Annotated in this window: 17 protein-coding genes; 2 read left to right on the top strand and 15 right to left on the bottom strand. The window is 67.9% G+C overall.

Annotation, left to right across the window (positions count from 1 at the left end; translation table 11 throughout):
* The first annotated feature begins 152 nt into the window (after positions 1 to 152).
* The gene (locus tag C4B30_RS01120) at positions 153 to 626 is read left to right on the top strand and encodes a (2Fe-2S)-binding protein (protein WP_027786546.1); all 474 of its coding nucleotides are present in this window, start codon (positions 153 to 155) and stop codon (positions 624 to 626) included.
* Positions 627 to 628: 2 nt separating this feature from the next.
* Positions 629 to 3,121, top strand: a complete 2,493-nt coding sequence (locus tag C4B30_RS01115; protein ID WP_027786545.1) for a xanthine dehydrogenase family protein molybdopterin-binding subunit — start codon at positions 629 to 631, stop codon at positions 3,119 to 3,121.
* Between the two features lie 314 nt (positions 3,122 to 3,435).
* Here the strand turns inward: C4B30_RS01115 and C4B30_RS01110 are convergent, their stop codons facing one another.
* The 15 genes from C4B30_RS01110 to C4B30_RS01040 form a co-directional block, all read right to left on the bottom strand.
* A complete protein-coding gene (locus C4B30_RS01110; protein WP_027786544.1) occupies positions 3,436 to 4,410 on the bottom strand; it encodes a type II secretion system F family protein in 975 nt (324 codons plus the stop codon).
* Between the two features lie 36 nt (positions 4,411 to 4,446).
* Positions 4,447 to 5,424 (bottom strand): type II secretion system F family protein, encoded by a 978-nt coding sequence (locus C4B30_RS01105; RefSeq protein ID WP_027786543.1) that lies wholly within the window; start codon positions 5,422 to 5,424, stop codon positions 4,447 to 4,449.
* 34 nt (positions 5,425 to 5,458) lie between these two features.
* Positions 5,459 to 6,823 (bottom strand): CpaF family protein, encoded by a 1,365-nt coding sequence (locus C4B30_RS01100; RefSeq protein ID WP_027786542.1) that lies wholly within the window; start codon positions 6,821 to 6,823, stop codon positions 5,459 to 5,461.
* An 18-nt stretch (positions 6,824 to 6,841) separates the two neighbouring features.
* Complete coding sequence (locus tag C4B30_RS01095; protein ID WP_027786541.1) at positions 6,842 to 8,050, bottom strand: AAA family ATPase; 1,209 nt, start codon at positions 8,048 to 8,050, stop codon at positions 6,842 to 6,844.
* A gap of 22 nt (positions 8,051 to 8,072) precedes the next feature.
* A complete protein-coding gene (locus C4B30_RS01090; protein ID WP_027786540.1) occupies positions 8,073 to 8,516 on the bottom strand; it encodes a TadE/TadG family type IV pilus assembly protein in 444 nt (147 codons plus the stop codon).
* The gene (locus C4B30_RS01085) at positions 8,513 to 9,049 is read right to left on the bottom strand and encodes a TadE family protein (protein ID WP_027786539.1); all 537 of its coding nucleotides are present in this window, start codon (positions 9,047 to 9,049) and stop codon (positions 8,513 to 8,515) included. The genes C4B30_RS01090 and C4B30_RS01085 overlap by 4 nt, the downstream gene beginning before the upstream one ends.
* A 13-nt stretch (positions 9,050 to 9,062) precedes the next feature.
* On the bottom strand, positions 9,063 to 10,334 hold the full coding sequence (locus C4B30_RS01080) for a pilus assembly protein TadG-related protein (RefSeq protein ID WP_027786538.1): 1,272 nt from the start codon (positions 10,332 to 10,334) through the stop codon (positions 9,063 to 9,065).
* Between the two features lie 25 nt (positions 10,335 to 10,359).
* Positions 10,360 to 10,656, bottom strand: a complete 297-nt coding sequence (locus C4B30_RS01075; protein ID WP_027786537.1) for a hypothetical protein — start codon at positions 10,654 to 10,656, stop codon at positions 10,360 to 10,362.
* 20 nt (positions 10,657 to 10,676) lie between these two features.
* Positions 10,677 to 12,596, bottom strand: a complete 1,920-nt coding sequence (locus tag C4B30_RS01070; RefSeq protein WP_027786536.1) for a type II and III secretion system protein family protein — start codon at positions 12,594 to 12,596, stop codon at positions 10,677 to 10,679.
* A gap of 104 nt (positions 12,597 to 12,700) precedes the next feature.
* Positions 12,701 to 13,540, bottom strand: coding sequence for a Flp pilus assembly protein CpaB (gene cpaB / locus C4B30_RS01065; RefSeq protein ID WP_027786535.1), 840 nt, complete (start codon positions 13,538 to 13,540; stop codon positions 12,701 to 12,703).
* A gap of 35 nt (positions 13,541 to 13,575) precedes the next feature.
* Positions 13,576 to 14,976: an ATP-binding protein gene (locus tag C4B30_RS01060; RefSeq protein ID WP_027786534.1), complete on the bottom strand. Its 1,401-nt coding sequence runs from the start codon at positions 14,974 to 14,976 to the stop codon at positions 13,576 to 13,578.
* Between the two features lie 43 nt (positions 14,977 to 15,019).
* Positions 15,020 to 15,559 carry an A24 family peptidase gene (locus C4B30_RS01055; protein WP_027786533.1) on the bottom strand — a complete coding sequence of 180 codons (540 nt, stop codon included), beginning with the start codon at positions 15,557 to 15,559 and terminating at the stop codon, positions 15,020 to 15,022.
* Positions 15,560 to 15,587: 28 nt separating this feature from the next.
* The gene (locus C4B30_RS01050; protein WP_027786532.1) at positions 15,588 to 15,806 is read right to left on the bottom strand and encodes a Flp family type IVb pilin; all 219 of its coding nucleotides are present in this window, start codon (positions 15,804 to 15,806) and stop codon (positions 15,588 to 15,590) included.
* 82 nt (positions 15,807 to 15,888) lie between these two features.
* Positions 15,889 to 16,080 carry a Flp family type IVb pilin gene (locus C4B30_RS01045; RefSeq protein WP_027786531.1) on the bottom strand — a complete coding sequence of 64 codons (192 nt, stop codon included), beginning with the start codon at positions 16,078 to 16,080 and terminating at the stop codon, positions 15,889 to 15,891.
* 149 nt (positions 16,081 to 16,229) lie between these two features.
* Entirely contained in the window at positions 16,230 to 16,421 is a 192-nt protein-coding gene (locus C4B30_RS01040) for a Flp family type IVb pilin (protein WP_027786530.1), read from the bottom strand.
* Positions 16,422 to 17,370 lie beyond the last annotated feature (949 nt).

The raw sequence follows: 17,370 nt of genomic DNA, 5'->3' as shown, positions 1-17,370 counted from the left end.
TTAAATAAACCGGGAAAATCATTAAGAAAGGCAAAAAACTCGAATTCCCCGGTGCAGACTTTTTAGCGAATCTGCTTTAATTGGTTCAGATTCGCCGCATTGCCTTTCCTGTTTCTCGGGCGATAACGAGGTGTCCAAGGGAGAACTTCACGATGGTGACGTTGAACATCAACAACCGGCCGGCCGAGATCGACGCCGATCCGTCGACACCGGTGCTCTGGGTGCTGCGCGACAACCTCGGGCTGACCGGCACCAAGTTCGGATGCGGCACCGGCGACTGCGGCGCCTGCACCGTTCATGTCGACGGCCGGCCGGCCCGAAGCTGCACGCTTGCGTTGTCGGCGGTCGGAAGCGCGCACGTCACGACATCCGAACATCTCGCCGACGATGCGGTCGGCAAGGCCGTCCTCGACGCATGGATCCGGCACGACGTCGCGCAATGCGGCTACTGCCAGAGCGGCCAGATGATGAGTGCGGCCGGCCTGCTGCGCGGCAACAAGGCGCCGACCGATGCCGACATCGATCGCGCGATGGCCGGCAACCTGTGCCGTTGCGCGACCTACCAGCGCATTCGCGCCGCGATTCACGATGCGGCTCACGCGCTTGAGCCTGCCGGGAGACTGTGACCATGCGTATCCGCACTTTCGGGCGCCCGGCAAGCGCCGACGCCCCCCACCGCGACGCTTCGCCGGTCGCCGGAACACGTTCTCCGAAGCTCGGCCGGCGCGGCTTCCTGAAGCTGACGATGGCGGCGAGCGGCTGCCTCGCGCTCGGCATCGCGCCGACGCGCGCCGCGGCGCAAGCGGGCAAAACCGTGCAGGCTTCACCACCACAAGCATTCCTGATCATCGCGCCGGACAACACCGTGACCGTTGCCGTCAACCGGACGGAATCCGGCCAGGGCGTCAGCACCGCGCTGCCGATAGCGCTGGCCGACGAGCTCGACGCCGACTGGCGCAACGTGCGCACCGTGCTCGCGCCGGCCGGCGAGCCGTACAAGGATCCGGTGACGGGCATCCAGATGACGGCCGGCTCGACGTCGGTCAATCACTCGTTCGCGCAATACCGCGAGCTCGGCGCGTCCGCCCGCGCGATGCTCGTCGCCGCGGCCGCACGGCGCTGGAACGTCGATCCCGCCACGTGCCGGACCGCGAATGGCGTCGTGACGTCCGGCAGCTACCGCGCGACCTACGGCGAGCTCGCACCGGACGCGATGGCGATGCCGGTACCGCAGCGGGTGCCGTTGAAGTCGCCGGACCAGTTCCGCCTCATCGGCAAGCCGACCCCGCGCGTCGACGCGCGCGCGATGCTCGACGGCACGCTCAAGTACGGGATGGACTGGCGCCTGCCGGACACGATGGTGGCCGTGGTCGCGCGCCCCCCGCGCTTCGGCGGCAAGGTCGCGAGCTACGACGCGGCGGCGGCCCGGGCCGTCAAGGGCGTGGTCGAGGTCGTCGAGATCCCGACCGATCGCGGCGGCACCGGCGTGGCCGTGATCGCGAACGGCTACTGGCCGGCCAAGCTCGGCCGCGATGCGCTGAAGATCACGTGGAAGGATGCCGGCTCGACCGTCACGTCCGCCGAACAGATGCAGGCGTACAAGCAGCTCGCCGGCACGCCCGGGACCGTGGTTCGCACGGGCGACGCGGGCAGCGCGCCGCCCGCGGCAACGCGGATCCAGAAGGACTACGAATTTCCGTATCTCGCGCATGCGGCGATGGAGCCGCTCAGTTGCACGGTCGACGTCGGGCCACCGAGCTGCGCGTGCGGGATCAAGATCTGGGGCGGCTCGTCGCTGCAGACGACCGACCGCGCGGCGGTCGCGAAGGCGCTCGGCGTCGCCCCGGAGAAAGTTCAGATCTTCACGATGATGACGGGCGGCGACTATGGCCGGCGCTCGACGCCCACGTCGGACTACGTGGTCGAAGCCGCCCACGTGTCCTCCGCGTACCTCGCGGCCGGCCATCTCGGCCCGGTCAAGACGATCTGGACGCGCGAGGACGATCTGCGCGGCGGCTATTACCGCCCGATGGTGCTGCATCGCGTCGACATCGGCGTCGACGGCAGCGGCGCCGTACGCGACTGGCAGCACGTCGTCGTCGGCCAGTCGGTGCTGAAGGGCTCGCCGCTCGAGCGCACGACGATGCTCAAGCGCGGCACCGATCCCAGCCTGACCGAAGGCGTGGCGAACAGCCCGTACGGCTTCCCGATGCAGGTATCGGTCCATCAGACCGACGCCGACGTGCCGGTCCAGTCGTGGCGTTCGGGCGGCCATACGCACACGGCGTTCGTGATGGAAACGCTGGTCGACGAACTCGCGCACTCGGCGCGGCAGGACCCGGTCGCCTACCGGATGGCGCGGCTGGCCGGCCCCGAACACGCACCGCATCGCCAGGCGCTCGCACTGGCCGTCGACAAGTCCGGCTACGGCACGCGCACGCTGCCGGCCGGGCACGCGTGGGGCGTCGCGATGCACGAAACGGCCGGCTCGGTCGTCGCGTACGTGACGGAAGTCTCGATCGAAGCGCAGCAGCCGCGCGTGCATCGCGTGACGGCAGGCGTGTATGCGGGCCGCATCGTCAACCCGACGGGTGCGGAAGCCCAGATCCAGGGCGGCGCGCTGTTCGGCCTCTCGACGACCAAGCCGGGCTTCGCGATCGACGTCGACCATGGCGCGGTGCGCAACGCCGGTTTCGCCGACTATTCGCCCGTGCGCATGCAGGAGGCGCCGCCGGTGGATGTCTTCTTCGTTCCGTCGGACGCTCAGCCGACCGGGTTGAGCGACGCCGGCGTGCCGCCGATCGCGCCGGCGGTGGCCAACGGTGCGTTCGTCCTGACCGGCGAACGGCTGCATGCGCTGCCGTTCGGCCCGATGCTGGTCGCCTCGGCCGCCCCCGCGATGTCGGCGGCCCCCACTGCGGCCGTCGACGAGGACCCGTACGGCGACCTGCCGGCCGGCGGCTGCCGGCTGCCGCGCAAGGCCAAGTCGATCGCGTCGAAGCCCAAGGTCGACCAAAGCCACGCCGGCGTCGGCCAGTCGCCGGCGGTGCCGAAATTCCTGCGGCCGAAACGGCGCGCCGGGATTCCGTGCATCGAGGATCTGAAGAAAGGCACGGTGTGACGTAGACGATCCGGCGCGCGATCGATACCGGCAGTCGTTTTTAGTGATGCGCCGCGCGCCGGCCGTCCCGATACGGGACGCCGCCGCTTCGAGCGGTTAGCAGTAGGGGGCAGCCGTGAAGGCGGTGGACTACGGCTTGTTCCATGGTCGACCATGGGTCCAGGATGCATTGACGCCGCTATGGTCGGCCTGTCTCGCGGCGCCGCCTGGGGAGGAAGCCTCCATGAAGCCTGTTGCCGTGCCGGCCGCCGGATCGCCCGGGGCCGGCACGCAAGATCGTGATCGATGCAGGTAAAGCCGTGTCGCCCCGCCGCTCACTGTGCGACGCCGACGAACGTCGGCAGCAGCACGCGATAGACGTGAATCATCGCCGGGCCGAGCAGCACCATCATCAGCGCGGGAAAGATGCAGAAGATCAGCGGAAACAGCAGCTTCAGCGCGATCTTCGCCGCGCGCTCCTCCGCGCGCATCCGGCGCCGCGTGCGCAGCATGTCCGACAGCACGCGCAACGATTCGCTGATGCTCGTACCGAACCGGTCGGCCTGGATCAGCATCGCGCAGAACGATTCGATGTCTTCCACGCCGGTGCGCAGCGCGAGATTGCGCAGCGCCGTCTCCTTCGTGAAGCCGGAGCGCATCTCGAGCAGCAGCAGGTCGAGTTCGGTCGCGACCACCTCGCTGCGAAACCGCAGCTCCTCGCTCACCTTCATCAGTGCCGCGTCGAGCCCCAGCCCCGCTTCGACGCACACCGTCAGCAGGTCGAGCGCGTCCGGGAAATCCTCGAAGATCTTCTGCTGGCGCACCTTGACCCGCTGCGACAGCACGACGTTCGGGATGTAGTAGCCGATGCCGGCGAGCGCCACGAGGATCACCGACAGCAGCGCACGCTCGTCGCCGAGCGGCGTCGTGATCAGTATCGCCAGCGCCGCGCACGGCAGGCCGAGCGCGAGCATCGTCTTCGCGGTGAAATACAGCGCGGCCGCGCTCTGGTTGCGCCAGCCGGCATTCATCAGCCGGATGCGCAGCGGCGAATTCTCCCAGCCCTCCTTCGGTACCGACAGCTTCGAGATCGGGGTGGACAGCTCGACCAGCTTCGCGACCCAGCGCGACGCCATGTCGTCGCCGTCGCCCGGGCCGGCGACGGCGCCCGCCGCGGCCCCGCCGGCCTGCTGGAGCCGGCGCTGGATGCCGCGCGGCGCGAACAGCAGCATCGCGACGAGCACGCCGCCGGCCACGAAGATGAACAAGCCGCCCAGCATCACGGCCTGGACCACGCTCAGGTTTTGCATGACAACCTCGCAACGGTTCGTTATTCGGCTCGCGCGTCAGACGCGAATGCGGACGATTCGGCGGATCCAGAACAGGCCGAACAGCATCGATACCAGCATCGTGCCGACCATCCGGATCCCGGCCGGATCCTCCCAGAGCACCGACAGGAATTCGCGGTTCAGCAGCGCCATCACCGCCGCGGTGCCGAACGGCAGGAGCCCGAGAATCCACGCCGACAGCCGCCCTTCCGCCGACAGCACGCGCACCTTGTCGAACAGCTTGAAGCGCTCGCGGATCAGCCCCGCGATGCTGTCGAGCAGCTCGGCCAGGTTGCCGCCCGTCTCGCGCTGGATCAGCACCGCGATCACGAAGTAACGCAGGTCCTGCACCGGCACGCGCGTCGCGAGGTTCATCAGCGCATCGTGCAGCGACACGCCGTAGTTGACCTCGTCGAACGTGACGCGGAATTCGCCGCCCATCGGCTCGGAAAACTCGTCGCCGACCATTCCGAGCGTGCTCGTGAACGAATGACCGGAACGCAGCGCGCGCGCGATCATGTCGCAGATCTCCGGCAACTGCCGCTCGAGCTTGCGCATCCGCCGGGCGCGGCGGCGCAACACGTACATCATCGGCCCCCACCCGGCGAACAGCGCGATCGGCACCGCGGCGAGTTGCGGCAACCGCGCGAAGCTCACCGCGAACCACGTGAGCGCCGCGAACGTCGCGCTGAGCGTGATCAGCTTCGGCAGCGTCCAGTCGAGGCCCGACTGCTGAATCACGAGGTCGAGCGCATGCACGCGCGGCAGGCGCAGCAGCAGCCGGTCGAACGGCTTCGACTGGTCGAGCATGCGCTTCTTCAGGATCGACAGCCGCTCCTGCTGGACGTTGCCGCCCGCCGACATCGCGCGAATGCGCGATTCGATCCGGCGCGCGGCGGCGCCGTGTCGCGCGTTCCACCATTGATAGACACCTTCGATCGACAGCACGACCGCGACGAAGGTGAGAATCACAAAACCGTAAAAGATCGCATTCATGAATGCCTCCCCGGCAGCACACGGCGCCCTGGCGTCAGTCCGTCTCGTAACGCACGGACGGGTCGTACAGCGAATCCGGCAGGTTGATGCCGAACGCCTGCAGCCGCTCGACGAACTTCGGCCGCACGCCGGTCGCGCAGAAGTGGCCGCGCACCGCACCGTCGCGGTCCACGCCCGTGCGCTTGAACGTGAAGATCTCCTGCATGTTGATGATGTCGCCTTCCATCCCGGTCAGTTCCTGGATGCTGACGATCTTGCGCTTGCCGTCCGTGAGCCGCGCCGCCTGCACGACCACCGAGATCGCCGACGCGATCTGCTGGCGCATCGTCTTTGGCGGCAGCGTCAGTCCGGACACGCTGACCATGTTCTCGAGCCGCGTCAGCGCATCGCGCGGCGTGTTCGCGTGGATCGTCGCGAGCGAGCCCTCGTGGCCCGTGTTCATCGCGTTGAGCATGTCGAGCGCTTCGGCGCCGCGCACTTCGCCGAGAATGATCCGGTCCGGGCGCATCCGCAGCGCGTTGCGCACCAGCGTGCGCTGCGTGATCTCGCCCTTGCCTTCAATGTTGGGCGGCCGTGTTTCGAGCCGCAGCACGTGCGGCTGCTGCAGTTGCAGCTCGGCGGCGTCCTCGATCGTCACGATCCGCTCGTTGCGCGGAATGAAGCCGGACAGGATGTTGAGCAGCGTCGTCTTGCCGCTGCCGGTGCCGCCCGACACCAGCACGTTCACCTTCGCGCGAGACAGCGCGTCGAGCAGCTCGGCCATCGGCGGCGTCAGGCTGTGAAAGCGCACCAGGTCGTCCATCTTCAGCGGGTTGACCGCGAAGCGCCGGATCGACATCAGCGGCCCGTCGATCGCGGACGGCGGGACGATCGCGTTCACGCGCGAGCCGTCCGGCAACCGCGCGTCGACCATCGGGCTCGATTCGTCGATACGGCGCCCGACGCGCGACACGATCTTCTCGATCACCTTCATCAGGTGCGCGTCGTCGTAGAACGTCACGTCGGTCAGTTCGAGCTGCCCGCGGCGCTCGACGTAGACCTGCCGGTAGGTGTTCACGAGGATGTCGGAAATGCCGGGGTCGCGCAGCAGCGCCTCGAGCGGGCCGAAGCCGAACATCTCGTCGTACACGTCGATCGCGAGCTGTCTCCGCTCGATGTCGTTCGCGGGCATCCGCTCCTCGTCGAGGATGCGCGCGATCAGCGCGCCGATTTCCATGCGGACCTGGTCCTGATGCAGCCGCGACAGGCGCTCGAGCTCCACGCGCTCGAGCACGGCCAGGTGGATTTCGCGGCGCAGCTTCTGGTATGCGTCGCGCACCGACGAATGCGCCGGGCCGGCCGGTTCGCTAGCCGCCGTCGGCTGGGCCCGTTGCAAGGACATCTGTTCGCGCAATGACATGATGATTCCCCGAAAGAATTACATCGACTTGAGCTTAGGCGTGGCCTTGCGGCCGAACAGCCGGGACATCAACGGTTCGGTGTGCGTCGCGCTGCGTCCCGCGCGCACCTCGCCGTCGACGAGTTGCTTCGCGCAGCCCTGCAACGCCCGTACGACCGCCGAGCCGCGCGCGAGCCGCGACACCGGATGGCCCTGGTTGATCGCTTCGAGCACGGTGTCGGCGTCGTCGGGAATCGTGCAGGCCGCCTGCAGGCCGAGCACTTCCTCGAGCGCGGTGCGGGTCCGCTCGCTCGCGCGGGTCGCGCGGTTCACGATCAGCCGCAACTGGTCCGTCGAATAGCCAAGCGACACGAGGATCTCGAGCAGCCGGCGGCCGGCGCGCACGTGCGGCATCGCGGGCTGCAGCACGAGCTGGATCTGGTCGCTCCGATCGAGCGCGACCATCGACAGCGGGTTGATGCCGACGCCGACGTCGAAGATCACGAAGTCGTAGCGCGGCGCGGCGACGCCGAGAATCCATTCGAGCGCGTCCTCGCGAATCTCGGCGGCCTTGACCGGGTCGCCGGCGCCCGCCAGCACGTGGAAATTTTCCGTGACGTGCGCGACGCTCGCGTCGAGAAACGCGCCGTCGAGCCGCTCGATCTGCGCGCACAGCTGCGGCAGCGTCGACGGCGGGGTTTCGTCGCTGACGAGAAACGCCGCGTCGGCGAACTGCTGGTTCACGTCGATCAGCAGCACGCGGCGCTTGAAGCCCTCGGCGATCTCGAACGCGATGTTGCTGGCCGCGAAGCTCGTGCCGGCCCCGCCCTTGCACGACATGAACGACACGATCCGCGTGTCGTCGGTATCGCGCCGCGTGCTTTGCCCGGCCGCCCGTTCGAGCGCTTTGCCGAGCGCCTGCAGATCGAGCGGCCACTGCAGCACGTCGCGCGCGCCCGCGCGCATCGCGTCGAGCAGCACGTGCGGCGATGCATCGGCCGTCACGAGGATGCAGGTCAGGCTCGCGTGCGCGCGGCAGATGCGCTCGATCGCCGACAGCTCGGACGGCTCGAGCGACGTGCCGTCGACCAGCAGGACGTCGAACGCGTCGAGCCCGTCGGTGCGATGTTCGATCTGCGACGGACGGCCGTTGGCGCGCGTCGTGCGATAGCGTCCGCAGTCGGCCACGAGACGCGCGATCTGCGAAAGCCGCGCGGTATCGTCGGAAGCTACGAGGATATTGATCATGTCGTGTGCCTCGTGTGTTCGATCAGTTGCAGGCGGAGCCGCCCGTCGCGGAGCTCAGGCTTTCGCGCGGCAGCGTCGTCGTGAACGGCGGCATCCTGACCGTGACGTTCACGAACGGGATCATGGTCTTGACGGTGACGTTCGTGACGCTCACCGTCACGAACGAGCATGTGTTGACGTCGCAACTCGTCGGCGTATAGCTGACCGACACGTTGCTGTCCGACAGCAGCGGCAGCATCGATTTCACGCGCTTCACGACGCCCGCGGCGTTCACGTCGCAGACCACCGCCGTGCGTGCGCCGAGGCGCACGGCCTCGCTCGCGGTATTCCAGTAGAACAGCACGCGGCCGAATTCGAAGATGCCGATCAGCAGCATGATCAGCACCGACGCGATGAGGGCGAATTCGACGATCGCCGCGCCGCGTTGGGCGCGCCGGCGTGACGGCGGAACATGGCGCGCGTTCATGACACTTGCCTCATCACGGTGACGATGTTGCCGAAGGTGATCGACGGCAGCGCCGGGTACGCGGGAATCGGCTGGTACTTGTAGCCGCTGATCTTCACTTCGACGACGTTGATCGCGCCCGCCGCCGAGCCGCTCGACGAACTGTTGTTGTCCGCGTCATAGGTCGGCAGGTTCGCGAACTGCGACGGATCGGACGCATCGCTGCAGCCGGTCGTGTGCTGTGCGTCGCAGATCGTGACCATCGACGTCGTGAGGCCGGGCACCAGCTCGGTGCCCGATGAGCCGCACGTCGTGCTGCCGTAGACGACGAGACACTGCGCCTGCGACACCGGATACGCGCTGTCGGTCGGCAACCAGACCGACAGGTAGCGCGCCGCGTCGCGGGTCGCCTTGGTCAGCGTCTCGTACTGGTAGATCGCCCGGCCGAATTCGGCCACGCCGGTCGCCAGCAGGATCATCGGCATCAGCACGAGCGCGAACTCGACGGCGGCGGCGCCGCGGGTGCGCGAACGACGAAACGACGGCTTCTTCATGATCGTCTCTCCGTTATTGAACGAGCATCGGAACCTGGGTTCCCGACGCACTACCGCTGCCCGGCAAGCCGTGCGTCGCGCACGGGCTGTTGGCGGAGACCGACGAGCCGAGGTATTCGAGGTGCGCCACGACGGCGCCGCTGCCGGCGCTGAACGGGAGCGGATCGAGCATCAGCACGCAATCCCATTGCGTGACGTGCACCTTGCCGCTGTTCCCGGACAGCGTCGAGCAATCGCCTTCCGGCGCGAGCGCGACGCGGCGATCGCCGCCGGCCGTCTGGTAGTTGCTCGCCGTCGCCGTGCCGTTGGTGGCGATTCCGCTGCCCGACGGCGGCGCGCCGTCGCCCTGGTAAGGCTTGAAGCTCGCGCGGTCGGTCACGAACTGCGTGTACGCGTCCCCCTTGATGCCAGCCGTTCCGGGCGGCCCGTAGTTCGGCCCGACATACGCGTAACCGGTGAAGTCCGGCTGGCCGCTCGAGCCGTTCGCGCCGTTCGTATAGATGCCGAAACGCGTGTTCCAGGCCCGCTGCGACGCCGACTTCAGGCCGGTGGTGCTCAGGTCCGGCGGGGTCGTGATGTTGCAGGTGTTGCCCGACAGCTCGCCCGCCAGCGTCGTTTCGTTCGTCGAGCCGTCGAGCGCGGCCCAGCCGAAGTTGCCGGGCCCGTAGGTCGACGACGACCCGGACGGCGACGAGATCCAGTCGCCGACCTTGTACGACGGCGAGCCCGCCGTGCGGCACACGAACACCGGGATCGCGCAGGTCGTCTGCCCGCCGCCGACCGTGGCGATCGCGCTCGCCGACACCTCCGCCGCATTGGCGAGCTTGGTGCCGGGCAGCACGTTCAGCACTTCGATGAACCAGTGCGCGATCTTGCTCAGCGTCGCGGTGCACTGCACGTACTTGATGTTCGCCGGCGTCGTGACCGCGTTCTTCGCCAGGAACGGATTGGTCAGCGAATCGCTGAACGTGACGTTCGCGTTCGTCGCCATCTGCACCGACTTTTTCTGGAAAAACACGAAATTCAGATGGCCGGCGGCGATGCCGTCGGCCTCGGCCACCGACAGGCTGATGGCCGAAGTCAGGTCGCGAGCGGCCGACAGCGCGCATGCATCGGCGCTGTTCTGCAGTTCGCTGCGCGTGACGTACAGCTTGCCGAGATCCAGCGCGAGCCCGACGAACCCGATCATCACCGCCAGCGAGAGGCCGACGATGATCGCGACGGCACCGCGCTGGCGATGCAGGCTGCGACGCGTGACTTTCGGATAGCGGGCTGCGCTGTTCATGGCGTTCTCCCTGAGCATGCCGTCGTTACTGGGTGGCCTTGCCGATGCCGATCACGAACGCGTTGGAGGGCGGCGTGATCTGCTTGAACGACTTGTCGTAGTTGTCGAGCGCGGCCGCGGCGGCGCTGCCGTCGACGCCCGATGCCGACGCCGTATGTTCGCCGGCGTGCGGATCGATGATCTGGGCCTGCATCACGGTGCGGACCGAGTCGCCGAAGCGGCTGTCCCACACCGGGGTCGACGACATGCAGCCGGCAAGCGCGAACGCGAGCGGGACGGCGAGCGCCGCGCGGCGCACGAATACGAGGTAGGCGGATTTCATGAGCTTCCCCTTGGATGGCTTCAACGATCGGTGGACTGAGGTTCCGCGCCCGCACGCGCGATCTGCGCTTTGGGCGCCGCCGCGATCCGGTGCTTCGAGCGCGCCGCCGGCTGGGCCGGCGTATCGGGGCCGGCTGCCGCGAGGCGCGCGGCGGCGGCTTCGATGCGGGCGACACGCGCCGAGGTGGCCGGGTCGGACTGCGGGGCGGCGGCCGCGACCGGCGCCTTCGGCGGCCCGACGGGCGCCGGCGGCTGCACGTCGGCGTCTTGCGGCGCGCGCGGCGCCGGCAGCGCGGCCGGCGCGACCGGTGCTTCCGATCGCGGCGCCGGAGCGGGCGCCGGCGCCTGGGCCGGTGTCTGCGGAGCGGCGGCGTTCGCGGGTTGCATGGGCTGGGCGCCTGCCTTGCGGACGCCGCCGCGGCCTTCCATGTTGCCGGTCGCATACACGTCGGCTTCGTTCGGCTTCGAGAAGCTGTCGGTCGGCAGCGCGACGTCCGCGGTCTGCAGCGGCTTCACCAGGTGCGGCGTGATCAGGAAGATCAGCTCGGTGCGATCCTGCTGGAACGACGTGCTGCGGAACAGCGCGCCGAGCACCGGCACTTCGCCGACGCCCGGGATCGCCTTCAGCGCGCCGGTCGCGTTGTCCTTGATCAACCCGCCGATCGCGAACGATTCGCCGTCGCTCATCTGCACCGTCGTCGATGCGCGCCGCGTCGTGATCAGCGGCAGGATCGACGTGCCGCCGATGTTGGTCGCGCTCAGCGTGACGCCCGTCTGCGACAGCTCCGACACTTCCGGCGCGACCTTCAGGCTGATCCGGCCGTTGGCCAGCACCGTCGGCGTGAACTTCAGCGCGACGCCGAATTCCTCTTCCTGCAGCGTGATCGACGACGTGCCGTTGCCGCTGCTCTGCGGAATCGGGATGAAGATCTTGCCGCCCGCGAGGAACGTCGCTTCCTGGCCGCTGATCGTCACGAGGTTCGGCTCCGCGAGGATCTTGACGAGGTTGTCGGTGTTCTGCGCGTCGGCCGCGACGCTGAACGGCTTGTTGTTCGCCTTGTTGAACAGCGCGCCGCTCGCGACGCCCGCGAGCAGGTTGCTGACCAGCGCGCCGCTCCACGAACCGAACCCGCCCTGGATGTTGAACGCGCTGCCCATCTGGTTGATCAGCGTCTTCGACACCTCGGCCACCTTCACCTCGAGCATCACCTGCTGCGGCGACGTGACGTTCAGCATGTTGAGCACGCCGCCGCCCTGCTTGCCGCCGCCCGCGGCATCGCCCGCGCTGTCGCCGTACGCATGGGCGATCTGCACCGCCTGCTGCGCGGCCTGCGAGCTCGACACGGTGCCGGCCAGCACGATCGTGCCGGCCGCGGTCGACACATGGATGTCGCGTTCGTTCGGCATCAGTTGCAGCAGCGACGCCTGCAGGCCGCCGGCGTCCGCGCCGACCGCGACGTCGATCACGCGGCATGCGCCGCTCCTGCCCTGCACGATCATGTTGGTCGTGCCGACCGAGAGCCCGAGGATGTACAGCGTCTGCGGCGACACCATCGTCGCCTGTGCGACGGCCGGATTGCCGATCGTCCGGTTGCGGACCGGCTCGGGCATCGGCACCAGCAGCGACTTGCCGAGCGGCACGGCGACGCTGCTCGATTCGCGCACGGCGCCGACGCAGTTCGGCCCGCGCAGCGGCCCCGCCGACGCGGGCGCGGCGGCCGGCACCGGCGCCATGCTGATCGTCATCTGCATCGGCCCCTTGCCGACCGCGGCCGGCGCGCTGGCGCCGCCCTTCGTCAGCACCGCCGATTCGACGCCTTCCTGCGCGAGTGCGCCATACACGGTCAGCCATCCCGAACAGAGGATCGCGGCCATCATCGTGCCCCGTGCGACGCGTGTGCGTAGCGGGCCGGTACCTGTGCATTGCGGTTTGATCTTCATTTCGTCTGATCCCCCGAGAGACCGGCGCCGTGCCGGTTATCGACTTCCAAGGCCGCCGCGCGTTGCCGGCGGCCGATCTGTTGGTCTGGCTGGTTGGTTTGGCTTCAGAAACATTCGACGCTGCCCTTCACGCCGGTCAGCACGCCGACGCAATCGCGCCGCGCTTCCGGCGCCGCGTGCGACGCGACGTGCACGCGGACCTGCCGCACGTGGACGGGCGCCGGCGGCGCTTCGGGCACGGGCTCCTTGCCGAGCAGCGTCAGCTTGGTCGCACCGTCCGTGTTCAGCGTCTTCTGGTCGACCTGGTTGCGCAGCACGAGCGACAGCGTGCCGACGCTGCGTGCGACGTCGAGCCGTTCGGCCTGCTCGGGCGTGACTTCCAGCGTCACCGCGTTGACCACCTTCGGCGCCGTGTCGTCGCGGCTGACCTGCTGCGCGACGGCGAGCACGAGGATGTGCTCGAGCACGATCTTGGAGATGCTCTGCCCGTCGGTCTTGCCCTGCTGTTCCTGCGTGTTGACGATCACGTCGACGTAGTTGCCCGGCAGGGCGAAGCCGGCGACGCCGACCACGTCGTTCACGCGCACCGTGATCGCGCGGCTGCCGTCGGCGATCACCGCGGACAGCCCGCCCTTCGTGCCGACCGGCGCGAGCTTCGATTCGATCACCGGTTCGCCGCGCGACAGGCTGGTGCGCACGACACGCCCTTCGAGCGTCTTCGTGTCGGTGAACGCGCCGGTCGGCACGCTGCCCGACGGCCAGCTCACCATGTGGATCTGGTTCGGCCCGAGCGGCTCGCCCAGGTTCAGGTCGGTGCTGGCCACCGCGACGGACGTGACCGAGCTCGTGGATGTCTGCATCAGCCAGTGGGAGGCGAATACGACCGCGGCAAGACCCGCGATCATCGCGACGACCAGCATCATGACCGCTCGACTGTTTTTCATGGCAATGCTCCTCGACGAATCGTGAAAGAAACCGCTCAACCGGTGACGAACGTACGGCCTCCGCGCTCGACCGGCGGCGGATGGCTGCCGTCCCGTTCAGGCGCCGCGCCGAAGTAACTCGCCCACGCGTCGTACAGCGCGTCGTGCGTCACCTCGGGCGGATCGCCGCGATAACGCGCGCCGGCGGCCACGAGGCGCAGCAGGTCCGCCGGAAAGCACGCGAGAAACGCCTTGCCGGTCGGCAGATGCAGCCGATGCAGCAGGAAGTCGAACGCGTCGCTCGCCGACACGAGCCCGAGCGATGCGCAGGCCGCGTCGTACACCGCGCGGTAGTCGTCGATCGACATCGCGCCGACGTGCAGCTTCGAGCCGAGGCGGCGCATGAACGCGTCGTCGCAGAACTGCTCCGGCGCCAGGTTGCTCGAGAACACCGGCCATACGTCGAACGGCAGCACGAAACGGTTGCCGGATTCGAGCGTCATGAAATCGTCGCCGCGATCGAGCGGACGCAGCCAGCGATTGAGCAGGTCGCGCGGCTCGACGCGCTGGCGGCCGAGATCGTCGACGACGTACATGCCCATGTTCGCCTTCATGTGCGGCGGCGCCTGGTAGAAACCGGCCGCTTCGTCGCGACGCAGGTCGAGCTCGTCGAGCGTCAGCTCGCCGCCCGACATCACGACCGGCCGCCGGCACAGGCGCCAGCGGCGATCGACCGACTGGCCGACGCTCGGTGCCTGCGCGTCGACATGCACGAGCGGGTCGTAGACCTGGATCACTTCGCCCGCCGCGCAGATCGCGTGCGGGACCGGCACGCGGCCGTGCATCAGCGCGCCGAGCCGTTCGGCGAGAAAGGTCTTGCCGCTGCCGGCCGGGCCGTAGATCAGCAGCGGCCGGCCCGCGTTCAGTGCCGCGGCCGCCGCATCGAGCACTGCCGTGTCGATCACGATGCCTTCGAACGCCGCCCATACGTCGCTCTGGCCGATGTGCAGCTTGCGCACCGAATGCGCGGCCACGCTCGCGAGATACGCGTCGAGCGTCACCGGCGCGGGCCCGCTGTAGCCGCTGCGCTCCCGTTCCTCGAGCGCGAGCACGCGGCCCGCATCGGTCAGGCGGAACGTCACGTCGAGATCGGTCGCGCCGCGATGGATCAGCTCGACGAGATGCTCGCGCACCAGGAACGCAAAGACGTCGTCGAGCACCGCGAGCGGCAGGCAGTGCCGCTCGACCAGGTCGCCGTACGACGGACGGCCGAGCACCAGCGTCGACTTCAGCACGAGGCCGCCGACGAACGCCATGCTCAAGCCGGTTTCCGCGAGCGAGCGCGGCGCCGGCGGCAGCTGCGCGCCCAGCTTCGTATGGACCTCCCGCGACGGCGGCGGGTCGGGCAGGCGTGCCACCTGCGCGTCGCGTCTCGGTTCGGTGTGGTTCGTGTTCATGATCGTTGCGTCCTCGTTGCGTCTTCGTTGCGGATCCGCCGCGCTATGCGCACGACGCGAACAGCATGCCCAGCGTGCCGACCGCGATCGCCACGCCGTACGGCAGCGTGCCGACCGAGACGATCTCGACGGGGCCGTTGTCGGCCTCGGCGCGCGCCGCTTGCGAGCGCCGCACGAGCAGCGTGCGCACGTTCGCCCACATCCGGCGCGTCCGCCCGCGCAGCAGCGCGTAGACGACGGCGCCGATCCCGCCGGCCAGGAACGTGGCCAGCACGATGTAGAACGTCATTTCCGCGCCGACCCATGCGCCGATCGCGAGCATCAGCTTCACGTCGCCGGCCGCCATCCCGCGCAACAGGTAGAACGGCAGCAGCAGGCCGAAGCCGGTTGCAGCGCCGGCAAGCCATCCGAGCACGCCTGCCAGTACGCCGTGCAACAGGCACTGCGCAACCAGCGCGCCGGCCAGGCCGAGCAACACGAGACGGTTCGGAATGCGACGGCTCGCGATGTCCGTGCCGGCCGCGGCGACCGCGAGCAGCGTCACGCACAACGGAACCGGATAAGGCGGCGCAACGGGAAGCATGGCGAACCTCGCGTATCGAATCGGTGGATCAGGAAACCATGGACAACGCGGTGGTCACGGCGGTGCTCACGGCAGCCGTCACGGCCGCGGCGATCATCTCGTATGTATCGACGAGCGAGCCCTTCAGCGTGACGACGCTGCCCAGTACCGCGATGGCGAACATCGACGCGAGCAATGCATATTCGATCGACGTCACACCCTGTTCGTCGGCGATCCAGCGACGGGCGACACGCGTGATGGCATGCATGATGGTCTCCGGTTTCCGGTTGAACGGATGGCCGGGGACGGCCCGAACGCTGCACCAGCCGAGCCGCCCGCGGCACGGTGCATCAGATGCCTGCAACCGCCGAATCGAGGTCGGCCGCGATCGTGCTGAACACGGTCTTGAGATCCTTCCCGATGGTCGACAGCGCGGCGATGATGCCGATGGCGATGAGGGCGGCGATCAGGCCGTATTCGATGGCGGTCACGCCGTCTTCGTCGCGAATGAAACGGCCGGCTTGTTGAATGAGCTTGGACATGGTGATCTCCTTGCGTGGTGACTTTCAAAACCCTCGCGCACCGGCTGGTCGGACGACCGTGCATCGATACGTCGAGGAATGTCGTTGATGCCGTGTGGCGCCGACGAACGATTCGGACGATTCGGGCGAACCGTTCGTCGTACCGTCCATCAGATGCCTGCTACCGCCGAGTCCAGATCCGCGGCGATCGTGCTGAACACGGTCTTCAGATCCGTACCGACCGTCGCCAGAGCGGCGACGATGCCGATCGCGATCAGCGCGGCGATCAGGCCGTATTCGATGGCCGTCACGCCGCCCTGATCCTGGACGAACCACGCGATCTTTTCGATGATTCTTGACATGAGCACTCTCCTTTCGGACTGCTATGAAATACCCTTCGTCGGTCGAGACGTCGGGGGGTGGGCACCACCGGCACTACGCTAGAAATCGGAAGCCGACGATCAGTCGCGGAAACGGGGCGGACCACCCCGGTCCGTGCGAACGGGTATCGGCGAGACGGAGCATGAGAGATGCGTGTACGGTTCGACCAGTCGGATGAACCGGGCAGGTCGATCGACCGGAACGGCACGGCGGCCGCTCGACGCATGGAATCCAGTTGAACGGGAGACGAACTCCCGGCAAAACTGCAATGTGTCTTTAACGCGGCTTGCGATCCGCGATGTGCTGTGGTCTTTCATTTTTATTCCCCATGTACTGCCATGCCGATTTCTTATTGCCCGGAAGCGATCGGGTCTCGTTGGTCGTTCGACGACGGTTCCCGCGCTCGATCGAGCGGAGCCGCGTGTTCCCCGACGCGCTCCGGACCATCTTTTTCCGCAAGTGATGCCGAGCCGGTTCCTCTGCTTGTTGCCCGAACCGCCCGGTCACCACATCGTCGACTGCCGTGCCAACGCTTACGCAAAGAGCGGACCATCCCGGGCGAAATCGAGGCGCGGCAAGGGTTCCGGCGATCCGCACGCCCCCTCGCCAAACGTCCGGCCACCGAAATGTTTCAACCTTGATATATGCGGTTCGGGCGCATGTGGTCGGCACGAAACCCCGTCGCCGCGCTGCACAAAGGGTCCAAAAAATTTTCTCGGGATTTTCCCGAACATGGCGAGCGCCTCGTGCGTCGCCGGTTCGGCGGCCTGCACAGCCGACAAAAAACGCGGAATGTTTCAGGCCAGATACACGAATGCCGGCGGCGGCGTTTTCTCATACCAGAAATGGCGGTTTTCACCCGAACCGATGAACACATTCAATGCCGGCCGGCCGTGCGCGGTTTGCATCATGCGATTTTTTCTTCAACAA

It is taken from the genome of Burkholderia sp. BE12 (genome assembly GCF_002959955.1).
Lineage (GTDB): Bacteria > Pseudomonadota > Gammaproteobacteria > Burkholderiales > Burkholderiaceae > Burkholderia.
The sequence above is the reverse complement of the archived record's forward strand: the minus strand, read 5'-3'. Positions and strand labels throughout refer to the sequence as shown.

Bases quoted from the DNA above. Each gene is read 5' to 3' on its own strand.
- C4B30_RS01120 (WP_027786546.1), top strand. From the start codon at position 153: ATGGTGACGTTGAACATCAACAACCGGCCGGCCGAGATCGACGCCGAT.
- C4B30_RS01115 (WP_027786545.1), top strand. From the start codon at position 629: ATGCGTATCCGCACTTTCGGGCGCCCGGCAAGCGCCGACGCCCCCCAC.
- C4B30_RS01110 (WP_027786544.1), bottom strand. From the start codon at position 4,410: ATGCAAAACCTGAGCGTGGTCCAGGCCGTGATGCTGGGCGGCTTGTTC.
- C4B30_RS01105 (WP_027786543.1), bottom strand. From the start codon at position 5,424: ATGAATGCGATCTTTTACGGTTTTGTGATTCTCACCTTCGTCGCGGTC.
- C4B30_RS01100 (WP_027786542.1), bottom strand. From the start codon at position 6,823: ATGTCATTGCGCGAACAGATGTCCTTGCAACGGGCCCAGCCGACGGCG.
- C4B30_RS01095 (WP_027786541.1), bottom strand. From the start codon at position 8,050: ATGATCAATATCCTCGTAGCTTCCGACGATACCGCGCGGCTTTCGCAG.
- C4B30_RS01090 (WP_027786540.1), bottom strand. From the start codon at position 8,516: ATGAACGCGCGCCATGTTCCGCCGTCACGCCGGCGCGCCCAACGCGGC.
- C4B30_RS01085 (WP_027786539.1), bottom strand. From the start codon at position 9,049: ATGAAGAAGCCGTCGTTTCGTCGTTCGCGCACCCGCGGCGCCGCCGCC.
- C4B30_RS01080 (WP_027786538.1), bottom strand. From the start codon at position 10,334: ATGAACAGCGCAGCCCGCTATCCGAAAGTCACGCGTCGCAGCCTGCAT.
- C4B30_RS01075 (WP_027786537.1), bottom strand. From the start codon at position 10,656: ATGAAATCCGCCTACCTCGTATTCGTGCGCCGCGCGGCGCTCGCCGTC.
- C4B30_RS01070 (WP_027786536.1), bottom strand. From the start codon at position 12,596: ATGAAGATCAAACCGCAATGCACAGGTACCGGCCCGCTACGCACACGC.
- cpaB (WP_027786535.1), bottom strand. From the start codon at position 13,540: ATGAAAAACAGTCGAGCGGTCATGATGCTGGTCGTCGCGATGATCGCG.
- C4B30_RS01060 (WP_027786534.1), bottom strand. From the start codon at position 14,976: ATGAACACGAACCACACCGAACCGAGACGCGACGCGCAGGTGGCACGC.
- C4B30_RS01055 (WP_027786533.1), bottom strand. From the start codon at position 15,559: ATGCTTCCCGTTGCGCCGCCTTATCCGGTTCCGTTGTGCGTGACGCTG.
- C4B30_RS01050 (WP_027786532.1), bottom strand. From the start codon at position 15,806: ATGCATGCCATCACGCGTGTCGCCCGTCGCTGGATCGCCGACGAACAG.
- C4B30_RS01045 (WP_027786531.1), bottom strand. From the start codon at position 16,080: ATGTCCAAGCTCATTCAACAAGCCGGCCGTTTCATTCGCGACGAAGAC.
- C4B30_RS01040 (WP_027786530.1), bottom strand. From the start codon at position 16,421: ATGTCAAGAATCATCGAAAAGATCGCGTGGTTCGTCCAGGATCAGGGC.